This window comes from Sphingorhabdus sp., from assembly GCF_044374345.1.
Lineage (GTDB): Bacteria > Pseudomonadota > Alphaproteobacteria > Sphingomonadales > Sphingomonadaceae > Sphingorhabdus_B.
In genome coordinates this window covers 1-14,590 of record NZ_JBILOS010000053.1, presented here as the reverse complement: position 1 = coordinate 14,590, position 14,590 = coordinate 1, and the positions used below count along the sequence as shown (strand labels likewise).

Genomic DNA, 14,590 nt, shown 5'->3' with positions numbered 1-14,590 from the left:
CCATTGATGCCAATTCAGAATAGCATAATGCCGCAAGTCCACAAACCACGGCAGCGATGACAAAGCTAATCATCATAGCCGGACCAGCTTTATTTGCAGCCTCCGCGGTCAAAACAAAAATGCCGGTGCCAATGATGGCACCAATACCTAGCATGGTAAGCTGAAAAGCCCCCAGCGTTCGCGTGAGCGATTTTTTCTCAGCCGTAGCCAAGATCGCATCAAGCGGCTTTACGCGCCCGAAAATCATACTCATCTCCCAAAAAATTAAAGCTCCATAGTCGAACTAAACACTCCGTGTATTAGCGCAACTGAATTTCATCGCATAAGCATCGGTCCGAGCGGTTTTCCACCAAAAACATGGACATGCAGGTGCGGAACCTCCTGATGCGAATCCATTCCGATATTGGCGAGCAACCGATATCCGGGTTCGACCAGACCCAATGCGCGCGATACTTGTCCGACAGCGCGCACAAATCCGGCTATTTCCGCATCGCTGGCTTTGCCGCTAAAATCGTCCCAGCTGACATAAGCGCCCTTGGGAATAACAAGGACATGCGTCGGGGCCTGCGGATTGATGTCGTGAAAGGCAAGCGCCCAGTCATCTTCAAAAACCTTTTTGCAGGGAATTTCCCCGCGCAGGATTTTCGCAAAAATATTCTGGTCATCATACGGCAATGTCGCATCGATTGGCATCTTATTCTCCGGAATTGTCGCGCGCAGCCTTTTCCACCAGGCCGGATACGCCGTCCCTGCGGTCCAGTTCGGCGAGAACATCGTCAAATGCCACGCCACCTTCGTTGAGCAAGATCATCAGGTGGAAAAGCAGGTCTGCCGCTTCAGCAGTAAGATGTTCGGCATTTCCCGACAGCGCGGCAATGATGGTCTCGGTGGCTTCTTCGCCAACTTTCTGCGCAATTTTGCCGCGCCCTTTGGCGAATAATGATGCCACATAGCTGCTATCGGGCGCAGCGTTCGACCGCTGGGCGATGGTGTGTTCAAGTCGTGCAAGCGTGTCGCGCATCAAATGTCCTTCTGCAGGGCGATAACCATCGCCTTGTCCTCTGCGGGTATCAACCCTTCCAAAACGCGCCAGAAACCTGTGACCGATTCCTGCCCTGCTGCGGCATATGCGGACGCAAGGCTCGTGCGCAGTGCGTCAAATAGCTGCGCTTCAAAGCGGACACCCTCGGCGGTCAAACGCAGCAGCTTCTGCCGCCGGTCGACCACGCCCGTGCGCGTTTCCACCAACCCTTTTTCCGCCAAGTCGGTCAGCACCCGGCCGAGCGATTGTTTTGTGATGGCCAGAATTTTGAGCAATTCGCTAATCGTAAGGTCGGGTTGGCGGGCGATGAAATAGAGCGCGCGATGGTGCGCGCGGCCAAGGCCATGTTCTGCCAATCCATCATCTATAGCGCGCGTGAGCCGCGTATAGCCGAAAAACAAAAGCTCAACGCCGCGCCGCACCTCATGCTCGCGCAGAAACAAGGGCGACGCCGTGGGCGCAACAGATACAGAAGATGGGGCAGCCATATTGACGTATCTAAGCCCAGCCCATAGGACGAAGCAAGACCCTAACTGACGAGAGCATCTATGACGTCCGGCGCATTTCCATTTGAGGCGAATCCAAACCCCGTTGACGCGGCGGAACGCGCGGCGCGGCTTGTGGATCCCGGTTTCGGCCGTGTGTTTACCGATCATATGGTCACCATCCGCTATTCGGACGCCAAAGGCTGGCATGATGCGAAAGTCGGGCCCCGTGCGCCGCTCACGCTCGATCCAGCGACCGCTGTGCTGCATTATGCACAGGAAATATTTGAAGGTTTAAAGGCCTATCGCCTTGCCGACGGATCGATGGCGCTGTTTCGCCCTGAACAGAATGCCCGCCGTTTCCAGCGGTCGGCCAAGCGCCTTGCCATGCCCGAACTGCCTGAAGAAATGTTCCTTCAGGCGTGCCGCCAACTGGTTCAGGTCGACAAGGACTGGTTTCCGCCGATCGATGGCGGATCGATTTATTTGCGCCCCTTCATGATCGCCAGCGAAGTGTTTTTGGGCGTGAAGCCATCGGCGGAATATCTGTTCATGGTCATCGCGTCATCGGCCGGGAATTATTTTAAAAGCGGCGCACCGGCGATTTCGATTTGGGTATCGGAACACTATACCCGTGCCGCACGCGGCGGAACGGGCGCGGCAAAATGCGGCGGTAATTATGCCGCCAGCCTTGTCGCCCAATCCGAGGCCATTCGTCAGGGTTGTGACCAGGTCGTCTTTCTGGATGCCGCCGAACATCGCTGGGTCGAAGAACTTGGCGGCATGAACCTGTTTTTCCTGTTCGACGACGGATCATTGCTGACACCACCTACCGACGGCACGATTTTGGAAGGCATCACCCGCGATTCGGTTCTGACCCTTGCCCGTGAACAAGGTTTGAACGTCCGTGAGGAGCGTTATGCGATGGACCAATGGCGCGCCGATGCCGAATCCGGACGGCTTGTTGAAGTCTTTGCCTGTGGCACTGCGGCGGTTGTAACCCCTGTTGGCACGGTGAAATCCACCCAAGGTGCCTTCACCATTGGCGCGGGCGGCGCAGGGCAAATGACCCAGAAAATCCGCGCAAAACTTGTGGATATCCAACGCGGAGCGGCAGCAGACACCCATGGTTGGGTGCAACGCATCGATTAAGCTGTTGCGCTACGAGATTCGCGCGATATAAGCCGCGCACATCGGCCAGTTTACTGGCTTGCTGGGGCGTCGCCAAGCGGTAAGGCAGCGGCTTTTGATGCCGCCATTCGCAGGTTCGATCCCTGCCGCCCCAGCCATTTTCTTCAATCTGCGCTAAAGTCTTCCTCAATCCGCGCCAGCTTTGCACCCATCACCAAATGTAAAACATTGTAAATGTTTTGGGCCTATGTCTGGTAACATAATGTTTATCGGCGTATTTATCTCTCGAGCGCCGGTGTTCGGCAATTTGCTGAAGGGCGGACCAAAATATGCGGGTAGTAATTGCAGACGATGAGCCAGAAGTGGTTCATCATCTGAAAGCAATCGTCGAAGAACTTGGCCATGCTGCGGTTGGATATACCGATGGGAACGCCCTTATGCGCAATTTGGTCAGCGACCCATTTGATTTGCTGATGCTCGATTGGAACATGCCCGGCAAAGACGGTCTCGAGATTCTGAAATGGATGCAAGAGACGCTGCCTGAGCAACCACCGGTCATGATGATCACCAACCGGTCTGCAAAAAGAGACATTACCGAGGCACTTTATGCCGGAGCCACTGATTATATCAGTAAGCCAGAAGACCGCACGGTTATCGCCGCACGCATCAGTGCGATATTACGCCGTGGCGCAATTGGTGGCGCTTTTGATACCGAAGCGACATATGGCAAATATCGCTTAAACCGGATTGAACAGACGGTCCTGGTGAATGGGCAGATCATTGCGCTCACGGCCAAAGAGTTTGAATTGGCCGACTTTTTCTTCCGCAATGTCAACCGCACATTGTCGCGCAATCATCTTATGGAGGCGATCTGGCGGACGACCGCGGCCTTGGCCACGCGTACGTTGGACATGCATATCTCACGCGTGCGTTCAAAGCTGCACCTGCAGCCTGAAAACGGTTTTCGCATTTCAACGGTCTTCGGGTACGGCTACCGCTTAGAAACGATTGCCAACTCGCGTTAGTTTCGGACGAGCATCTGGCGGACAGCCGGATGAGGCGATGATGGACGCTTATGCGGCTTTCTTCGCCCGCTCGGTCATTTCCTGATTAAGAATGTCTGCCAACAGGAACGCGAGTTCAAGCGATTGCGCGGCATTCAACCGTGGGTCGCAATGCGTGTGGTACCGATCGGCCAAACCTTCGTCGGTCACGGCAACCGCACCGCCGGTGCATTCGGTGACGTTTTGGCCTGTCATCTCAATATGGATGCCTCCGCCAAAGCTGCCTTCTGCACGGTGGACAGCAAAGAAGCCGCGGACTTCGGCCAAAATACGCTCAAACGGACGCGTTTTATATCCGCTGGCGGATTTGACGACATTGCCATGCATCGGATCGCATGACCAGATAACAGGATGTCCCTCACGCTGGACGGCACGCACCAAAGTGGGCAATCCGCTTTCCACCTTGTCATAACCATAACGCGAAATCAGCGTAATCCGGCCCGCTTCGCGCGACGGGTTCAACCCATCCAACATGCGCAACAGCGCGTCGGGCTCAAGGCTTGGTCCGCATTTGATACCGATTGGGTTGCCGATGCCGCGCAAAAATTCGACATGCGCCGAACCGTCAAAGCGGGTGCGATCGCCGATCCACAGAAAGTGCGCCGACGTATCGTACCAATCACCCGTAAGGCTGTCCTGCCGGGTCATTGCCTGCTCATAAGGCAACAATAATGCCTCATGGCTGGTGTAAAAGCTTGTGCCCTTAATCTGCGGGACAGTCTCTGGCGTGATGCCGCAGGCTTCCATGAACGCCAGCGCCTCGCTAATGCGGTCAGCGGTTTCTTTATATTTCTGCGCCCATGGGGAACGGCCCATATAATCATGCGTCCACGCATTGACCTGCTGCAGATTGGCGTAACCGCCGTTGGAAAACGCGCGCAACAGGTTCAGCGTTGATGCCGCCTGGCTATATGCACGGATCATCCGTGCCGGGTCAGGCTCGCGGCCTTCGGCAACAAATTCAATGTCGTTGATAATGTCGCCGAAATAGCTCGGCAGTTCGACGCCATTGATCGTTTCGGTCGGGGCTGATCGTGGCTTGGCAAATTGGCCAGCCATCCGGCCCACCTTAACTACGGGCAATTTGCCCGCAAAGGTCAGCACCACCGCCATTTGCAGAATGACGCGAAATGTATCGCGGATATTATTGGGATGAAATTCGGCAAAGCTTTCGGCGCAATCGCCGCCTTGCAACAGAAACGCCTTTCCGTCGGCGACCTTGGCGAGGTCCGCGGTGAGATTGCGCGCCTCGCCTGCAAACACCAGCGGCGGATAGTTGCGCAACGTCTCTTCGGTTGCGGCAAGCGCTGCTGCATCCTTATATTCGGGCATGTGAATGCCCGTCGCGCTTCTCCAGCTATCCGGCGTCCAAGGTGTCGCCATGCGATCTACTCCAACAATATTCATTTAAAAGACGCGCCCTTTAGGCTTAATATGTTGCGAGAAGCAAGCATTAGCCGCGAATTTACGCCGGTTTTGCAAAATGCAATCGCCATGGCGTGCTTTGCTATGCGCACTGCCAAATTCCCTGTTGGCAAAAAGGGCTAAAGGCGTCTATCAGGCCCGCTGAATCGACCCAATTGTAAGGCGAATGGCTTTTCAGTTTGGGAAGAGACGGGATTTCGACGCTATTGCGGTTTCACCGCCGCAACGCAAAAAGGGCAGATTATGTCGACAGTCAAAAAGACAAAAAGCACGGCGAAAAAGCCGGCAGTACAAAAGCCGGCAGTACAAAAAGCGGCGGCAGCAGCTCCAGTAGCAGCGCAAGTTACCGCTAGTGACAATGGTCATGGCGGCGCAGAAGGTTCGGGCGTTCGTCGCCGTGACTTCATTCACATCGCGACAGTCAGCTTTGCCGGCGTAGGCGCCGCAGCGGTTGCCATGCCATTGGTATCGCAGATGAGCGCAAGCGCGGACGTGCTGGCACTCGCGTCCATCGAGGTCGACGTTGCAGCTATCCAGCCAGGTCAGGCCATCAAGACCAGCTGGCGCAAACAGCCGGTGTTCATCCGCAACCTGACGCCTGCCGAAGTCGAAGAAGCAAGCAAGGTCGATGTTGGTTCGCTGCGCGATCCACAAACACTTGCCGATCGCACCAAGCCCGGCAAAGAAAATTGGCTGATCACCCTTGGCGTTTGCACCCATTTGGGTTGCGTGCCACTTGGTGCCGCAGCAGGCGAAGTTAAGGGTGAATATGGCGGCTATTTCTGCCCATGCCATGGTTCACATTATGATACCGCCGCACGTATCCGGAAGGGCCCAGCCCCGACAAATCTCGTCGTTCCGGAATTCGCATTCATTTCTGACACAGTCGTCAAAATCGGTTGAGGAGCTAAAACGCGATGAGCTTCCCTTGGGCACAAGAATATAAACCGCAGGGTCCGGTGAGCAAATGGGTCGACGAACGTCTCCCCTTGCCACGCCTTGTATATAACGCGGTTGGCGCCGGATATCCGGTACCCCGCAACCTCAATTACTTCTGGAACTTCGGCGTCCTTGCGGGCGTCGCTTTGGTGATCCAGATTGTGACCGGCATCGTGTTGGCCATGCATTATTATGCAAGTGTCGATGGCGCGTTTAACAGCGTTGAACATATCATGCGCGATGTGAACTCGGGCTGGTTCATTCGCTATGCGCACATGAACGGCGCAAGCTTCTTCTTCATCGTGGTCTATATCCATATCTTCCGCGGTCTTTTCTACGGTTCATATAAAGCGCCGCGCGAAATGATCTGGTTGCTGGGCGTCACCATTTTCTTGTTGATGATGGCGACTGCGTTCATGGGCTATGTGCTTCCATGGGGCCAAATGAGCTTCTGGGGTGCACAGGTTATTACGGGCTTCTTCTCCGCCATTCCATTGGTGGGTGAACCGCTGCGTCAGCTTCTTTTGGGCGGCTTTTCGCCAGACCAGGCTGCGCTGAACCGTTTCTTCTCGCTGCACTATTTGCTGCCATTCGTCATTGCCGGTGTCATCATCTTGCACATTTGGGCATTGCACATCCCGGGGTCGTCAAACCCGACGGGCGTCAGCGTAAAGGGTGAGCAAGACACGGTTCCATTCCACCCATATTACACCGCAAAAGACGGCTTCGGCTTGGGGATCTTCTTGATCTTCTTCGTGGCGGTCACTTTCTTTGCGCCAAATATGCTTGGCCATCCGGACAATTATATCCCGGCGAACCCGCTTTCGACGCCAGCGCACATCGTGCCTGAATGGTATTTCTTGCCCTTCTACGCAATTTTGAAGGCGTTCACGGTCGACTTCGGCATTCCGTTCACCGGTATCATCCTCATCCCTGCAAAGTTGATGGGCGTGCTGGCGATGTTCGGTTCGATCTTGCTATTGTTCTTCCTGCCTTGGTTGGACACCTCGCCAGTGCGTTCGGGACATTATCGTCCATTGTTCCGCAAATTCTTCTGGTATGGCCTGATCCCATGTATCGTCATCCTGACCTATTGCGGTGGCAAACCTCCATATACCCAGTGGGTTGTACTCAGCCAAATTGCGGCAGCGTACTATTTCGCTCACTTCTTGATCATCTTGCCGATCGTTTCGCGCATTGAACGGCCGCTTCCGCTGCCAAATTCAATCACCGAAGCTGTCACCGGCAAACCGCTTCCAGCGGCTGCGTAAAACAGGGAAAGCATAATCATGGTTCGTTTAGTTGCTTTTTTGGTAGGCCTGTTTTTCAGCGGCATGCTGTTGCTTGGCCTTGGGGACACCGTAATCACTGCGATCAAGGAACCTGCCGTTCCTTCGGTTGAGGCAGAATTCCACGAAGAGCCTTTGCCCGTAAAATTTGCCCATGACGGTCCGTTGGGCAAATATGACCGCGGTCAATTGCAGCGCGGTTTGAAGGTCTATGCTGAAGTCTGCGCCGCTTGCCACAGCTTGAATCTGGTCGCGTTCCGCGATTTCGCGGCCTTGGGTTACAGCGAAGAACAGGTCAAAGCGCTTGCAAAGGCATGGAAGACCGAAGTTCCAAGCATCAACCCCGAAACGGGTGAGCCTGCGACACGTCCGGCCATTCCTGCGGACAAAATTCCTTCGCCATTTGCGAACGATGTGGCAGCACGTGCGGCCAACAACAACGCGCTTCCGCCAGATCTTTCGCTGATCACAAAGGCGCGTGAAAATGGCCCTGCTTATTTGTACTCATTGCTGCTCGGCTATCGTGACCAAGCTGGTTACAAGAACGAAGACGGCAAAGAACTGCTGAAGGAATTCCCTGAAGCGGCGACAACTTCCGGCCTGCACTTCAACCCATGGTTTGCGAACCTGAACATCGCGATGGCACCACCGATCGTTTCCGATGACCAGGTTACTTATGACGATGGTACAAAGGCCACTAAGGAACAGATGGCGAAAGACGTCTCTGCATTCCTGACCTGGGCTGCGGAACCAAAGATGGAAAACCGCAAGAGCGCAGGTTGGGCAGCCCTTGGCTTCCTCCTGGTCTTCACGGTGCTTGCCTGGATGTCCTACAAAACGATTTGGGCAGACAAGAAGCATTGATAAAAAAAAACGGCATAGTTTTTGGAAAGGGCCGCTTTTGCGGCCCTTTCTTTTACAATCTGGGCGTTGACGCTAGGGCCGTATAATGGCAATAGCGGCGCTCAAGACGGCCCATGGCCAGTCGCGGGTATAGCATAGTGGTAATGCACTAGCCTTCCAAGCTAGCTAGAGGGGTTCGATTCCCCTTACCCGCTCCAACTTTCCACAGCTTCACATCACCGCGTTAAATCATCCCATGCTGTTACAGTTTGCGACAAAGCATGCTTTGCCTCGACAAACTGTTGCGGAATATTCAGCTTATATACGTTATAACTGCAGTCCCGCGAACGATTATAAGGAGCGATGAGGATGAAGAAACTTTCCATTTATGCTGGCCTGATGGCCTTTTCGGCAATGTCAGCTTCAGCGATATATGCTGCGCCCGATGGAAGGGCAGACCAAGACGGCGACCGCGTTGTCACCAAAGCTGAAGCCATGGTTGCCGCCGATGCTGTTTTTTCGAAGATGGACGCCAATGCTGATGGCACGCTGAATGACAGCGACAAGGCCGCGATGCTGGCCAAGCGCTTTGCCGCAATCGATACCGACAAAAACGGCGCGATCAGCCAAGCTGAATTCATGGCTGCACATGAAATGTTCAGCGAGCGTCGGATGAGCCGACGCGAAAAGCGCATGGAGCATCGCAAGATGGGCAAGCGTCATGCGCGCGAAGGTGGCCGTGACGGACGCATGGATATAATGGCGCGTGCGGACAGCAATGGTGACAAGGCCATATCGGGGCCAGAATTCCGTGCAGCCGCTGAAGCCCGCTTCGCCAAAGCCGATACCAATAAAGATGGCCGCATCACCCCCGACGAGCGCAGGGCCGGTCGCAAGGGTCGCTGGAACGGACCAATGGCCCCTGCCCAGCCCAACGGCGGCTAACAGACTTTGCTGGCGCGGTCTTCTCCCCCCTTTTCGGATCGCGCCTTTCTTGGCCGGAGCTGCTTTGCCGTCTCCGGCCTTTTTTATTGCTAATATCGGCCCAACGACCGCGCATCGCCCGTGGGCACGGTTGCCATAGGGGCCTGATACGGTCTAATCGTCACGCATTGGTTTCTATCGGAGAGTTTTCATGCGCATCGCGCTCTATCAGCCGGATATGGCCGGCAATGTCGGGGCGGTATTACGCACAACGGCATGCTTTTGCGTCCAATGCGACATCATAGAACCTTGCGGTTTTCCCTTTTCTGAACGTGCCTTGAGGCGTGCCGGTATGGACTATGTCGCGCATGCAAAGATTCGGCGCCACACAGACTGGTCGGCGTTTCTTGAAACATTGAACGGCGCGCGGTTGGTGCTGATGTCGAGCAAGGCTTCAACCGCCCTGCCCGCATTCGCCTTTCGGCCCGATGATGTCATCCTGATGGGGTCGGAAAGCAGCGGCGCACCGCCCGAGGTGCATGCGCGCGCCGACGAACGCGTATATATTCCCATGGGCGCTGGATTTCGGTCCTTGAACATTTCGGTGTCGGCTGGCATCGCATTGGCAGAAGGTCTGCGGCAGACCCAGCAATTTCCGGAAGGTGCAGTATGACTCTGGTCCTCGACAATCGTCAGCAAGCGGCGCGCAGTTGGTTCGAATCGCTGCGCGACAGCATTTGTGCGGCGTTTGAAGCTATCGAACGTGAGGCCGGATCAGACGCATCATTCGAATATATCCCGTGGGATCGCCACGACCATGACGGTTCGCCAGGCGGCGGCGGCGTGCGCGGCGTGATGAAGGGTAAAATCTTTGAAAAGGTTGGCGTAAACGTTTCGACCGTAGGGGGCAGCTTCAACCCCGAATTTGCCAAAACCATTCATGGCGCGGCTGAAGATCCGAATTTCTTCGCGACCGGCATCAGCCTCGTCGCGCATATGGCCAATCCGCATGTGCCCGCGGTGCACATGAACACGCGCTATCTTGTGACGACGAAAAGCTGGTTTGGCGGCGGTGCGGACCTCAACCCGCCCATCCCCTATGAAGAAGACACGGCAGACTTCCACGCCCGTCTGCGTGCCGCATGTGCGCCTTATGGCCCCGACGTGTACGAACGCTATCGCAAATGGGCGGAGGAGTATTTCTGGATCCCCCACCGCAACGTGCATCGCGGTGTTGGCGGTATTTTCTACGATCATCTGGAAAACAGCAGTGATGCCATTTTCGAGCAGAATTTTGCACTGACCCGCGATGTCGGCGAAGCTTTCCTCGATATCTTCCCCAAGCTGGTGCGCCGCCGGATGAATCAGCCATTTACCGCTGAAGAAAAGCAGGCGCAGCGGCGCTGGCGCGGGCTCTATGCCGAATTCAACTTGGTATATGACCGCGGCACCACCTTCGGCCTGAAAACCGGCGGAAATGTCGACGCGATTTTGATGAGCCTTCCGCCCGAAGTGGCGTGGGATTAACCCCAAATGCCCTATAGCCCGATTGCCGATGGCGAGCTTGGTGCCATTGTAACCTCGCTGGAAATGACCAGCCGCCCGCCACTGCGCGCGCTGCCAGCTTCGGATTTGCGGCTAGAGCCATGGCACGCCCCGCATGCCCACAAATATCGCGCACTCTATCGCCGCATTGGCGAACCTTGGCTGTGGTTCTCGCGCCTTGAGATGGACGACGAGACGCTGATTGCGACCATTCACGACCCCAAGGTCCGGATTTGGGCAGTGGTGGACAGGCGGGGGATTGAAGTTGGCATATTGGAGCTCGACTTCAGAACCGATGGCGCATGTGAAATTGCCTTTTTCGGCCTGATCCCCGAACTCGGCGGCAAGGGCCACGGCAAATGGTTGATGGCCATGGCGCTTCAGCTGGGTTGGGCAGAGGCGGGCGTGCAACGCATGTGGGTGCATACATGCACTTTGGACGGTCCAACCGCGCTCGCCTTTTATCAAAAGGCCGGGTTCACGGCCTATCAACGGCAATTGGAAACATTTACGGACCCACGGATCAACGGGCTCATCCCGCGCGATGCAGCGCCGCATATTCCCATTATTGGTTAGCCGTCTGTGCCCCAAGCTGACGATTAACTGCCGTCGCAGCGATAACGTAAATAACCGCCTCAACCGCCGCGAAAAACGCGCTGACCGCAGCTTGGATGATGGGAACCCCGCCCTCGCCCGCAATTGCTTCGCATATCCCGGCGACGGTATCGCCAGCGATCCCTGAAACCAGGCGTATAGCGACCGCGATAAACAGCGTCAGTATCACTATGGCCCAACCGCATGCCCGCGTTGTTGCCCAAGTCTGTTTGACCGCGTCTATGATGCCAAGCGCCGGTTCTTGCGCGATGACCGCTGGCAGCACGGCAAAACGGCCCGTGAGATAAAGGCCGGGAATGATGAACAGCAAGAACCCCGCAAATGTCGCCCAGCCGGTCAATATGGTCGCGGTCAAATATGTCGGGAACAATGCGGCGGCGATGACAAGCGCGTCGCCCACCTTTGCCAATTTGCGCCCTGAAATCAGGACATAAAGCGCAAGGCTGCCATACATTGTGACAAGCATCGCCGGTAATAAGACCGGCCAATTCGCCTCGAAATAGCCGCTGAACGCCGCGATGACTTTGGTTGTATCGTCAAAGCTTTCAAGGATGAGCGGTGGCGCCAAATAGCCTGCGATCCAGTTCGACATGAAAATGAAAAAGCCCGCAATGGCGATAATGGCTTCACGGTGCGCCGCGAATGAAGCGCGCGCATCTTTTGCCACCGCACGATAATCAAGCTTCTTTTGCATATACACTCCCTGACCCTAGCTGCGCGGGGTAGAGGCTGACTTATCCGGTGGCAAGCGGCTTGCACCATGCTAAGCAGCGCGGATGAAGATCGATGGCAATATTGATTGGGACGTTTCCGAAGGGCTGACCCCCTATCCCGAAGCCGTTGCCCGTATGGAAACATTGCAGGCGGCGATCCGTGACGAAAATGCACGGGAGCTTATCTGGCTGCTGGAACACCCGCCATTATACACGGGCGGGACGAGCGCGGACCCGGCAGAATTGCTGAGCACCGCATTTCCTGTCTACGACACCGGACGCGGCGGACGGTACACTTATCATGGGCCGGGGCAGCGGGTGGGCTATGTCATGCTTGACCTTGCCAAGCATTGCAAAGATGTCCGCTGTTATGTGCATGCGCTCGAGGGTTGGGTGATCGCCGCACTTGGCCATTTCGGGGTGGAGGCACGCCGCGCCGAAGGCCGTGTTGGCATATGGTGCGACACCAAAAATGGTCAGGAAGCAAAGATCGGCGCAATTGGCGTGCGAATCCGCAGATGGGTGACGATGCATGGCTTTGCGGTGAATATTGCGCCTGATTTGAATCATTTCGGCGGCATCGTCCCGTGCGGGATATCCGAATATCCGGTCACAAGCCTCGCAGACCTGGGCATTGACGCATCACTGCAGGACTTCGACGCAGCATTGCTTGCAACCTTCCCCGACTTTCTCATTAACCTTGCCAAAGCGAGCGGAAATTGTACGGTCGCGCCGGAATAGAGAACTGAGGTCGATATGCGTGTAACCATCATGGCGCCTGCCTTTGCAGCCTTACTGGCATTGACCGCCTGTGGCGGCGGCAAAGAAGACAATCAGGTCACCGAAACGCGGATGGACAATCTCGAAAGCCTTAAAGGCACGATCAGTGACGACATGATTAACACCGACGAATCCACCGATGAGGCACCTGTTGAAGCGATGCCCGTGCGTGCCGATACCGATGCTGAAAAAGCAACGCCGGAAGAAAGCGACGAACCCAAAACCGATGGTTCAGACGAACCAAAAACTGAAGAGCCAAGCGAGCCAAAGTGATCTTAAGTAGCGCCATACAACTGCCCTGTGGGGCCGTACTCAACAACCGAATAGCAAAAGCCGCGATGACCGAAGGGTTGGCGGACACGCAAGGTGTGCCGACGCCCGAGTTGCAGCGCCTGTACGGTATCTGGTCTGATGGAGGCGCTGGCCTCCAGATTTCGGGCAACATCCATATTGATGCCGACCATTTGGAACGGGCTGGAAACGTCTTTTTCAGCGGACAGCCGGACGAAGCGATGATGGATGCGCTCAAATCATGGACCAAGGCCGCGACGCGCAATGGCAACCATTTTTGGGCGCAGATAAGCCACGCGGGCCGCCAGACCATGCGGGGCATCAACCCACGTCCAAAGGCGCCGTCAGCGGTCAAGCTGGGCCTGCCCGGCGGACAATTTGGAATGCCGGTTGCATTGACCGAGGATGAAATTCTAAATCTGATTGGCCGGTTCGGCCAAGCGGCACTGCATTGCCAAAATGCCGGGTTCACGGGCGTTCAAATCCATGCAGCGCACGGTTATCTGATCTCCCAATTCCTCAGCCCAAAGTCAAACCAGCGCACCGATCGCTGGGGTGGCAGCCTTGTCAACCGCGCCCGCTTCCTGATGTTCACCGTCAACACCGTCCGGACTTTGGTTGGCCCTCAGTTCCCGATTTCGGTCAAGCTGAACAGCGCGGATTTCCAGCGCGGCGGCTTTGCTTTTGAAGACAGCCTTCAGGTTGCCCGCTGGCTTCAGGATGCTGGCGTTGATTTAATCGAAATATCGGGCGGCACGTATGAGCAGCCCAAGCTATTGGGCATCGAGGGGATGGAAGCCGAAGAGACGCAGACCGTCGCGGAAACCACGCTCGCACGTGAAGCCTATTTCGTTGATTTTGCCAAAGCGATGAAGAGCGAGTTGACCATTCCATTGATGGTCACGGGCGGTTTCCGCAGCGCATCGGCCATGGAACAGGCGCTTCGCAACAGGGCTGCGGACGTTGTCGGATTGGCGCGGCCATTATGCGTCATGCCCGAAGCGCCAAAGCGGCTGCTCGGTGGCTTGGCGATGCTGCCCAAGGTTGAAAACCAGCTGAAGCTGCTGCCCGAGTGGCTATCCAGCCTACGCAAGATAAAGGCGGTGCGCGGGATTGAAGGTTTTGCGACCCAATATTGGTTTTACAGCCAGATATACGCGCTGGGACGTACCGGCCGGACGAAGCCGACCGTCACGGTCTTTGAGGCTCTACGTGAAGTAGAATCCTATCAAAGAAGCTGGCTTAAAGAGCGGCGTGCCGCGAAGGCTTAATCGCCTTCGCCGGGCTCCGCGCTGAAATATTTGTCGAATTTGCCTTCTTCGCCCTTATGCTCGTCTGCGTCTGCAGGCGGTTCGCGGCTTGAAGTAATGTTCGGCCATTCTGCGCTGTAGGTTGCGTTCAGCTCAAGCCATTGTTCCAAACCGCTTTCGGTGTCTGGCAAAATCGCTTCTGCAGGGCATTCGGGTTCGCATACGCCGCAATCGATGCACTCATTTGGGTTGAT

At 55.8% G+C, this 14,590-nt stretch carries 19 protein-coding genes and 2 tRNA genes; 14 read left to right on the top strand and 7 right to left on the bottom strand.

The features are described from left to right. The 4 genes from ACIQ5B_RS06910 to ACIQ5B_RS06895 form a co-directional block, all read right to left on the bottom strand. Positions 1–247 (bottom strand): amino acid permease (locus ACIQ5B_RS06910; protein ID WP_397598373.1); only part of this gene is annotated, 247 nt, incomplete at its 3' end. A gap of 68 nt (positions 248–315) precedes the next feature. After that, entirely contained in the window at positions 316–693 is a 378-nt protein-coding gene (locus ACIQ5B_RS06905) for a histidine triad nucleotide-binding protein (protein WP_397598372.1), read from the bottom strand. Between the two features lies 1 nt (position 694). Further along, the gene (locus ACIQ5B_RS06900) at positions 695–1,021 is read right to left on the bottom strand and encodes a phosphoribosyl-ATP diphosphatase (protein ID WP_397598371.1); all 327 of its coding nucleotides are present in this window, start codon (positions 1,019–1,021) and stop codon (positions 695–697) included. After that, positions 1,021–1,530 (bottom strand): MarR family winged helix-turn-helix transcriptional regulator, encoded by a 510-nt coding sequence (locus ACIQ5B_RS06895; RefSeq protein WP_397576280.1) that lies wholly within the window; start codon positions 1,528–1,530, stop codon positions 1,021–1,023. Before ACIQ5B_RS06895 ends, ACIQ5B_RS06900 begins: the two co-directional genes overlap by 1 nt. A 60-nt stretch (positions 1,531–1,590) precedes the next feature. On the opposite strand from ACIQ5B_RS06895, the gene ACIQ5B_RS06890 reads away from it, so the two are divergent. From ACIQ5B_RS06890 to ACIQ5B_RS06880, 3 genes are all read left to right on the top strand, one after another. Then, a complete protein-coding gene (locus tag ACIQ5B_RS06890; protein WP_397598370.1) occupies positions 1,591–2,679 on the top strand; it encodes a branched-chain amino acid aminotransferase in 1,089 nt (362 codons plus the stop codon). Positions 2,680–2,741: 62 nt separating this feature from the next. Beyond that, positions 2,742–2,816 (top strand) — tRNA-Gln (locus ACIQ5B_RS06885). A 171-nt stretch (positions 2,817–2,987) separates the two neighbouring features. Beyond that, the gene (locus ACIQ5B_RS06880; protein WP_397598369.1) at positions 2,988–3,683 is read left to right on the top strand and encodes a response regulator transcription factor; all 696 of its coding nucleotides are present in this window, start codon (positions 2,988–2,990) and stop codon (positions 3,681–3,683) included. 48 nt (positions 3,684–3,731) lie between these two features. On the opposite strand, the gene ACIQ5B_RS06875 is transcribed toward ACIQ5B_RS06880, so the two are convergent. After that, positions 3,732–5,105 carry a class II 3-deoxy-7-phosphoheptulonate synthase gene (locus ACIQ5B_RS06875; protein WP_397598368.1) on the bottom strand — a complete coding sequence of 458 codons (1,374 nt, stop codon included), beginning with the start codon at positions 5,103–5,105 and terminating at the stop codon, positions 3,732–3,734. A gap of 285 nt (positions 5,106–5,390) precedes the next feature. Here ACIQ5B_RS06875 and petA point away from each other — a divergent pair, with 285 nt between their 5' ends. From petA to ACIQ5B_RS06835, 8 genes are all read left to right on the top strand, one after another. After that, positions 5,391–6,050: a ubiquinol-cytochrome c reductase iron-sulfur subunit gene (petA, locus tag ACIQ5B_RS06870; protein ID WP_397598367.1), complete on the top strand. Its 660-nt coding sequence runs from the start codon at positions 5,391–5,393 to the stop codon at positions 6,048–6,050. A 14-nt stretch (positions 6,051–6,064) separates the two neighbouring features. After that, positions 6,065–7,357 (top strand): cytochrome bc complex cytochrome b subunit, encoded by a 1,293-nt coding sequence (locus tag ACIQ5B_RS06865; RefSeq protein ID WP_397598366.1) that lies wholly within the window; start codon positions 6,065–6,067, stop codon positions 7,355–7,357. Between the two features lie 18 nt (positions 7,358–7,375). After that, positions 7,376–8,239, top strand: a complete 864-nt coding sequence (locus ACIQ5B_RS06860; protein ID WP_397598365.1) for a cytochrome c1 — start codon at positions 7,376–7,378, stop codon at positions 8,237–8,239. 123 nt (positions 8,240–8,362) lie between these two features. Further along, positions 8,363–8,436: transfer RNA gene (locus tag ACIQ5B_RS06855), tRNA-Gly, on the top strand. 151 nt (positions 8,437–8,587) lie between these two features. After that, positions 8,588–9,163, top strand: a complete 576-nt coding sequence (locus ACIQ5B_RS06850; RefSeq protein ID WP_397598364.1) for an EF-hand domain-containing protein — start codon at positions 8,588–8,590, stop codon at positions 9,161–9,163. Positions 9,164–9,353: 190 nt separating this feature from the next. Beyond that, on the top strand, positions 9,354–9,815 hold the full coding sequence (locus ACIQ5B_RS06845) for a tRNA (cytidine(34)-2'-O)-methyltransferase (protein ID WP_395628736.1): 462 nt from the start codon (positions 9,354–9,356) through the stop codon (positions 9,813–9,815). Beyond that, positions 9,812–10,669: an oxygen-dependent coproporphyrinogen oxidase gene (gene hemF / locus ACIQ5B_RS06840; RefSeq protein ID WP_397598363.1), complete on the top strand. Its 858-nt coding sequence runs from the start codon at positions 9,812–9,814 to the stop codon at positions 10,667–10,669. The genes ACIQ5B_RS06845 and hemF overlap by 4 nt, the downstream gene beginning before the upstream one ends. A gap of 6 nt (positions 10,670–10,675) precedes the next feature. Next, positions 10,676–11,263 (top strand): GNAT family N-acetyltransferase, encoded by a 588-nt coding sequence (locus ACIQ5B_RS06835; protein WP_397598362.1) that lies wholly within the window; start codon positions 10,676–10,678, stop codon positions 11,261–11,263. On the opposite strand, the gene ACIQ5B_RS06830 is transcribed toward ACIQ5B_RS06835, so the two are convergent. Next, on the bottom strand, positions 11,253–11,996 hold the full coding sequence (locus tag ACIQ5B_RS06830; protein WP_397598361.1) for a hypothetical protein: 744 nt from the start codon (positions 11,994–11,996) through the stop codon (positions 11,253–11,255). The two genes, ACIQ5B_RS06835 and ACIQ5B_RS06830, sit on opposite strands and share 11 nt — an antisense overlap. A gap of 82 nt (positions 11,997–12,078) precedes the next feature. Between ACIQ5B_RS06830 and lipB the strand changes: the two genes are divergently transcribed. The 3 genes from lipB to ACIQ5B_RS06815 are packed head-to-tail and all read left to right on the top strand — an operon-like array spanning position 12,079 to position 14,357. After that, entirely contained in the window at positions 12,079–12,756 is a 678-nt protein-coding gene (lipB, locus tag ACIQ5B_RS06825; protein ID WP_397598360.1) for a lipoyl(octanoyl) transferase LipB, read from the top strand. Positions 12,757–12,771: 15 nt separating this feature from the next. Next, positions 12,772–13,068, top strand: coding sequence for a hypothetical protein (locus ACIQ5B_RS06820; RefSeq protein ID WP_397598359.1), 297 nt, complete (start codon positions 12,772–12,774; stop codon positions 13,066–13,068). Then, complete coding sequence (locus tag ACIQ5B_RS06815; protein WP_397598358.1) at positions 13,065–14,357, top strand: NADH:flavin oxidoreductase/NADH oxidase family protein; 1,293 nt, start codon at positions 13,065–13,067, stop codon at positions 14,355–14,357. The genes ACIQ5B_RS06820 and ACIQ5B_RS06815 overlap by 4 nt, the downstream gene beginning before the upstream one ends. Here ACIQ5B_RS06815 and ACIQ5B_RS06810 read toward each other — a convergent pair. Continuing rightward, positions 14,354–14,590 (bottom strand): ferredoxin family protein (locus ACIQ5B_RS06810; RefSeq protein ID WP_397598357.1); only part of this gene is annotated, 237 nt, incomplete at its 5' end. The genes ACIQ5B_RS06815 and ACIQ5B_RS06810 overlap by 4 nt on opposite strands.

Coding starts and splice junctions, on each gene's coding strand:
- ACIQ5B_RS06905 (WP_397598372.1), bottom strand. CDS start 693: ATGCCAATCGATGCGACATTGCCGTATGATGACCAGAATATTTTTGCG.
- ACIQ5B_RS06900 (WP_397598371.1), bottom strand. CDS start 1,021: ATGCGCGACACGCTTGCACGACTTGAACACACCATCGCCCAGCGGTCG.
- ACIQ5B_RS06895 (WP_397576280.1), bottom strand. CDS start 1,530: ATGGCTGCCCCATCTTCTGTATCTGTTGCGCCCACGGCGTCGCCCTTG.
- ACIQ5B_RS06890 (WP_397598370.1), top strand. CDS start 1,591: ATGACGTCCGGCGCATTTCCATTTGAGGCGAATCCAAACCCCGTTGAC.
- ACIQ5B_RS06880 (WP_397598369.1), top strand. CDS start 2,988: ATGCGGGTAGTAATTGCAGACGATGAGCCAGAAGTGGTTCATCATCTG.
- ACIQ5B_RS06875 (WP_397598368.1), bottom strand. CDS start 5,105: ATGGCGACACCTTGGACGCCGGATAGCTGGAGAAGCGCGACGGGCATT.
- petA (WP_397598367.1), top strand. CDS start 5,391: ATGTCGACAGTCAAAAAGACAAAAAGCACGGCGAAAAAGCCGGCAGTA.
- ACIQ5B_RS06865 (WP_397598366.1), top strand. CDS start 6,065: ATGAGCTTCCCTTGGGCACAAGAATATAAACCGCAGGGTCCGGTGAGC.
- ACIQ5B_RS06860 (WP_397598365.1), top strand. CDS start 7,376: ATGGTTCGTTTAGTTGCTTTTTTGGTAGGCCTGTTTTTCAGCGGCATG.
- ACIQ5B_RS06850 (WP_397598364.1), top strand. CDS start 8,588: ATGAAGAAACTTTCCATTTATGCTGGCCTGATGGCCTTTTCGGCAATG.
- ACIQ5B_RS06845 (WP_395628736.1), top strand. CDS start 9,354: ATGCGCATCGCGCTCTATCAGCCGGATATGGCCGGCAATGTCGGGGCG.
- hemF (WP_397598363.1), top strand. CDS start 9,812: ATGACTCTGGTCCTCGACAATCGTCAGCAAGCGGCGCGCAGTTGGTTC.
- ACIQ5B_RS06835 (WP_397598362.1), top strand. CDS start 10,676: ATGCCCTATAGCCCGATTGCCGATGGCGAGCTTGGTGCCATTGTAACC.
- ACIQ5B_RS06830 (WP_397598361.1), bottom strand. CDS start 11,996: ATGCAAAAGAAGCTTGATTATCGTGCGGTGGCAAAAGATGCGCGCGCT.
- lipB (WP_397598360.1), top strand. CDS start 12,079: ATGAAGATCGATGGCAATATTGATTGGGACGTTTCCGAAGGGCTGACC.
- ACIQ5B_RS06820 (WP_397598359.1), top strand. CDS start 12,772: ATGCGTGTAACCATCATGGCGCCTGCCTTTGCAGCCTTACTGGCATTG.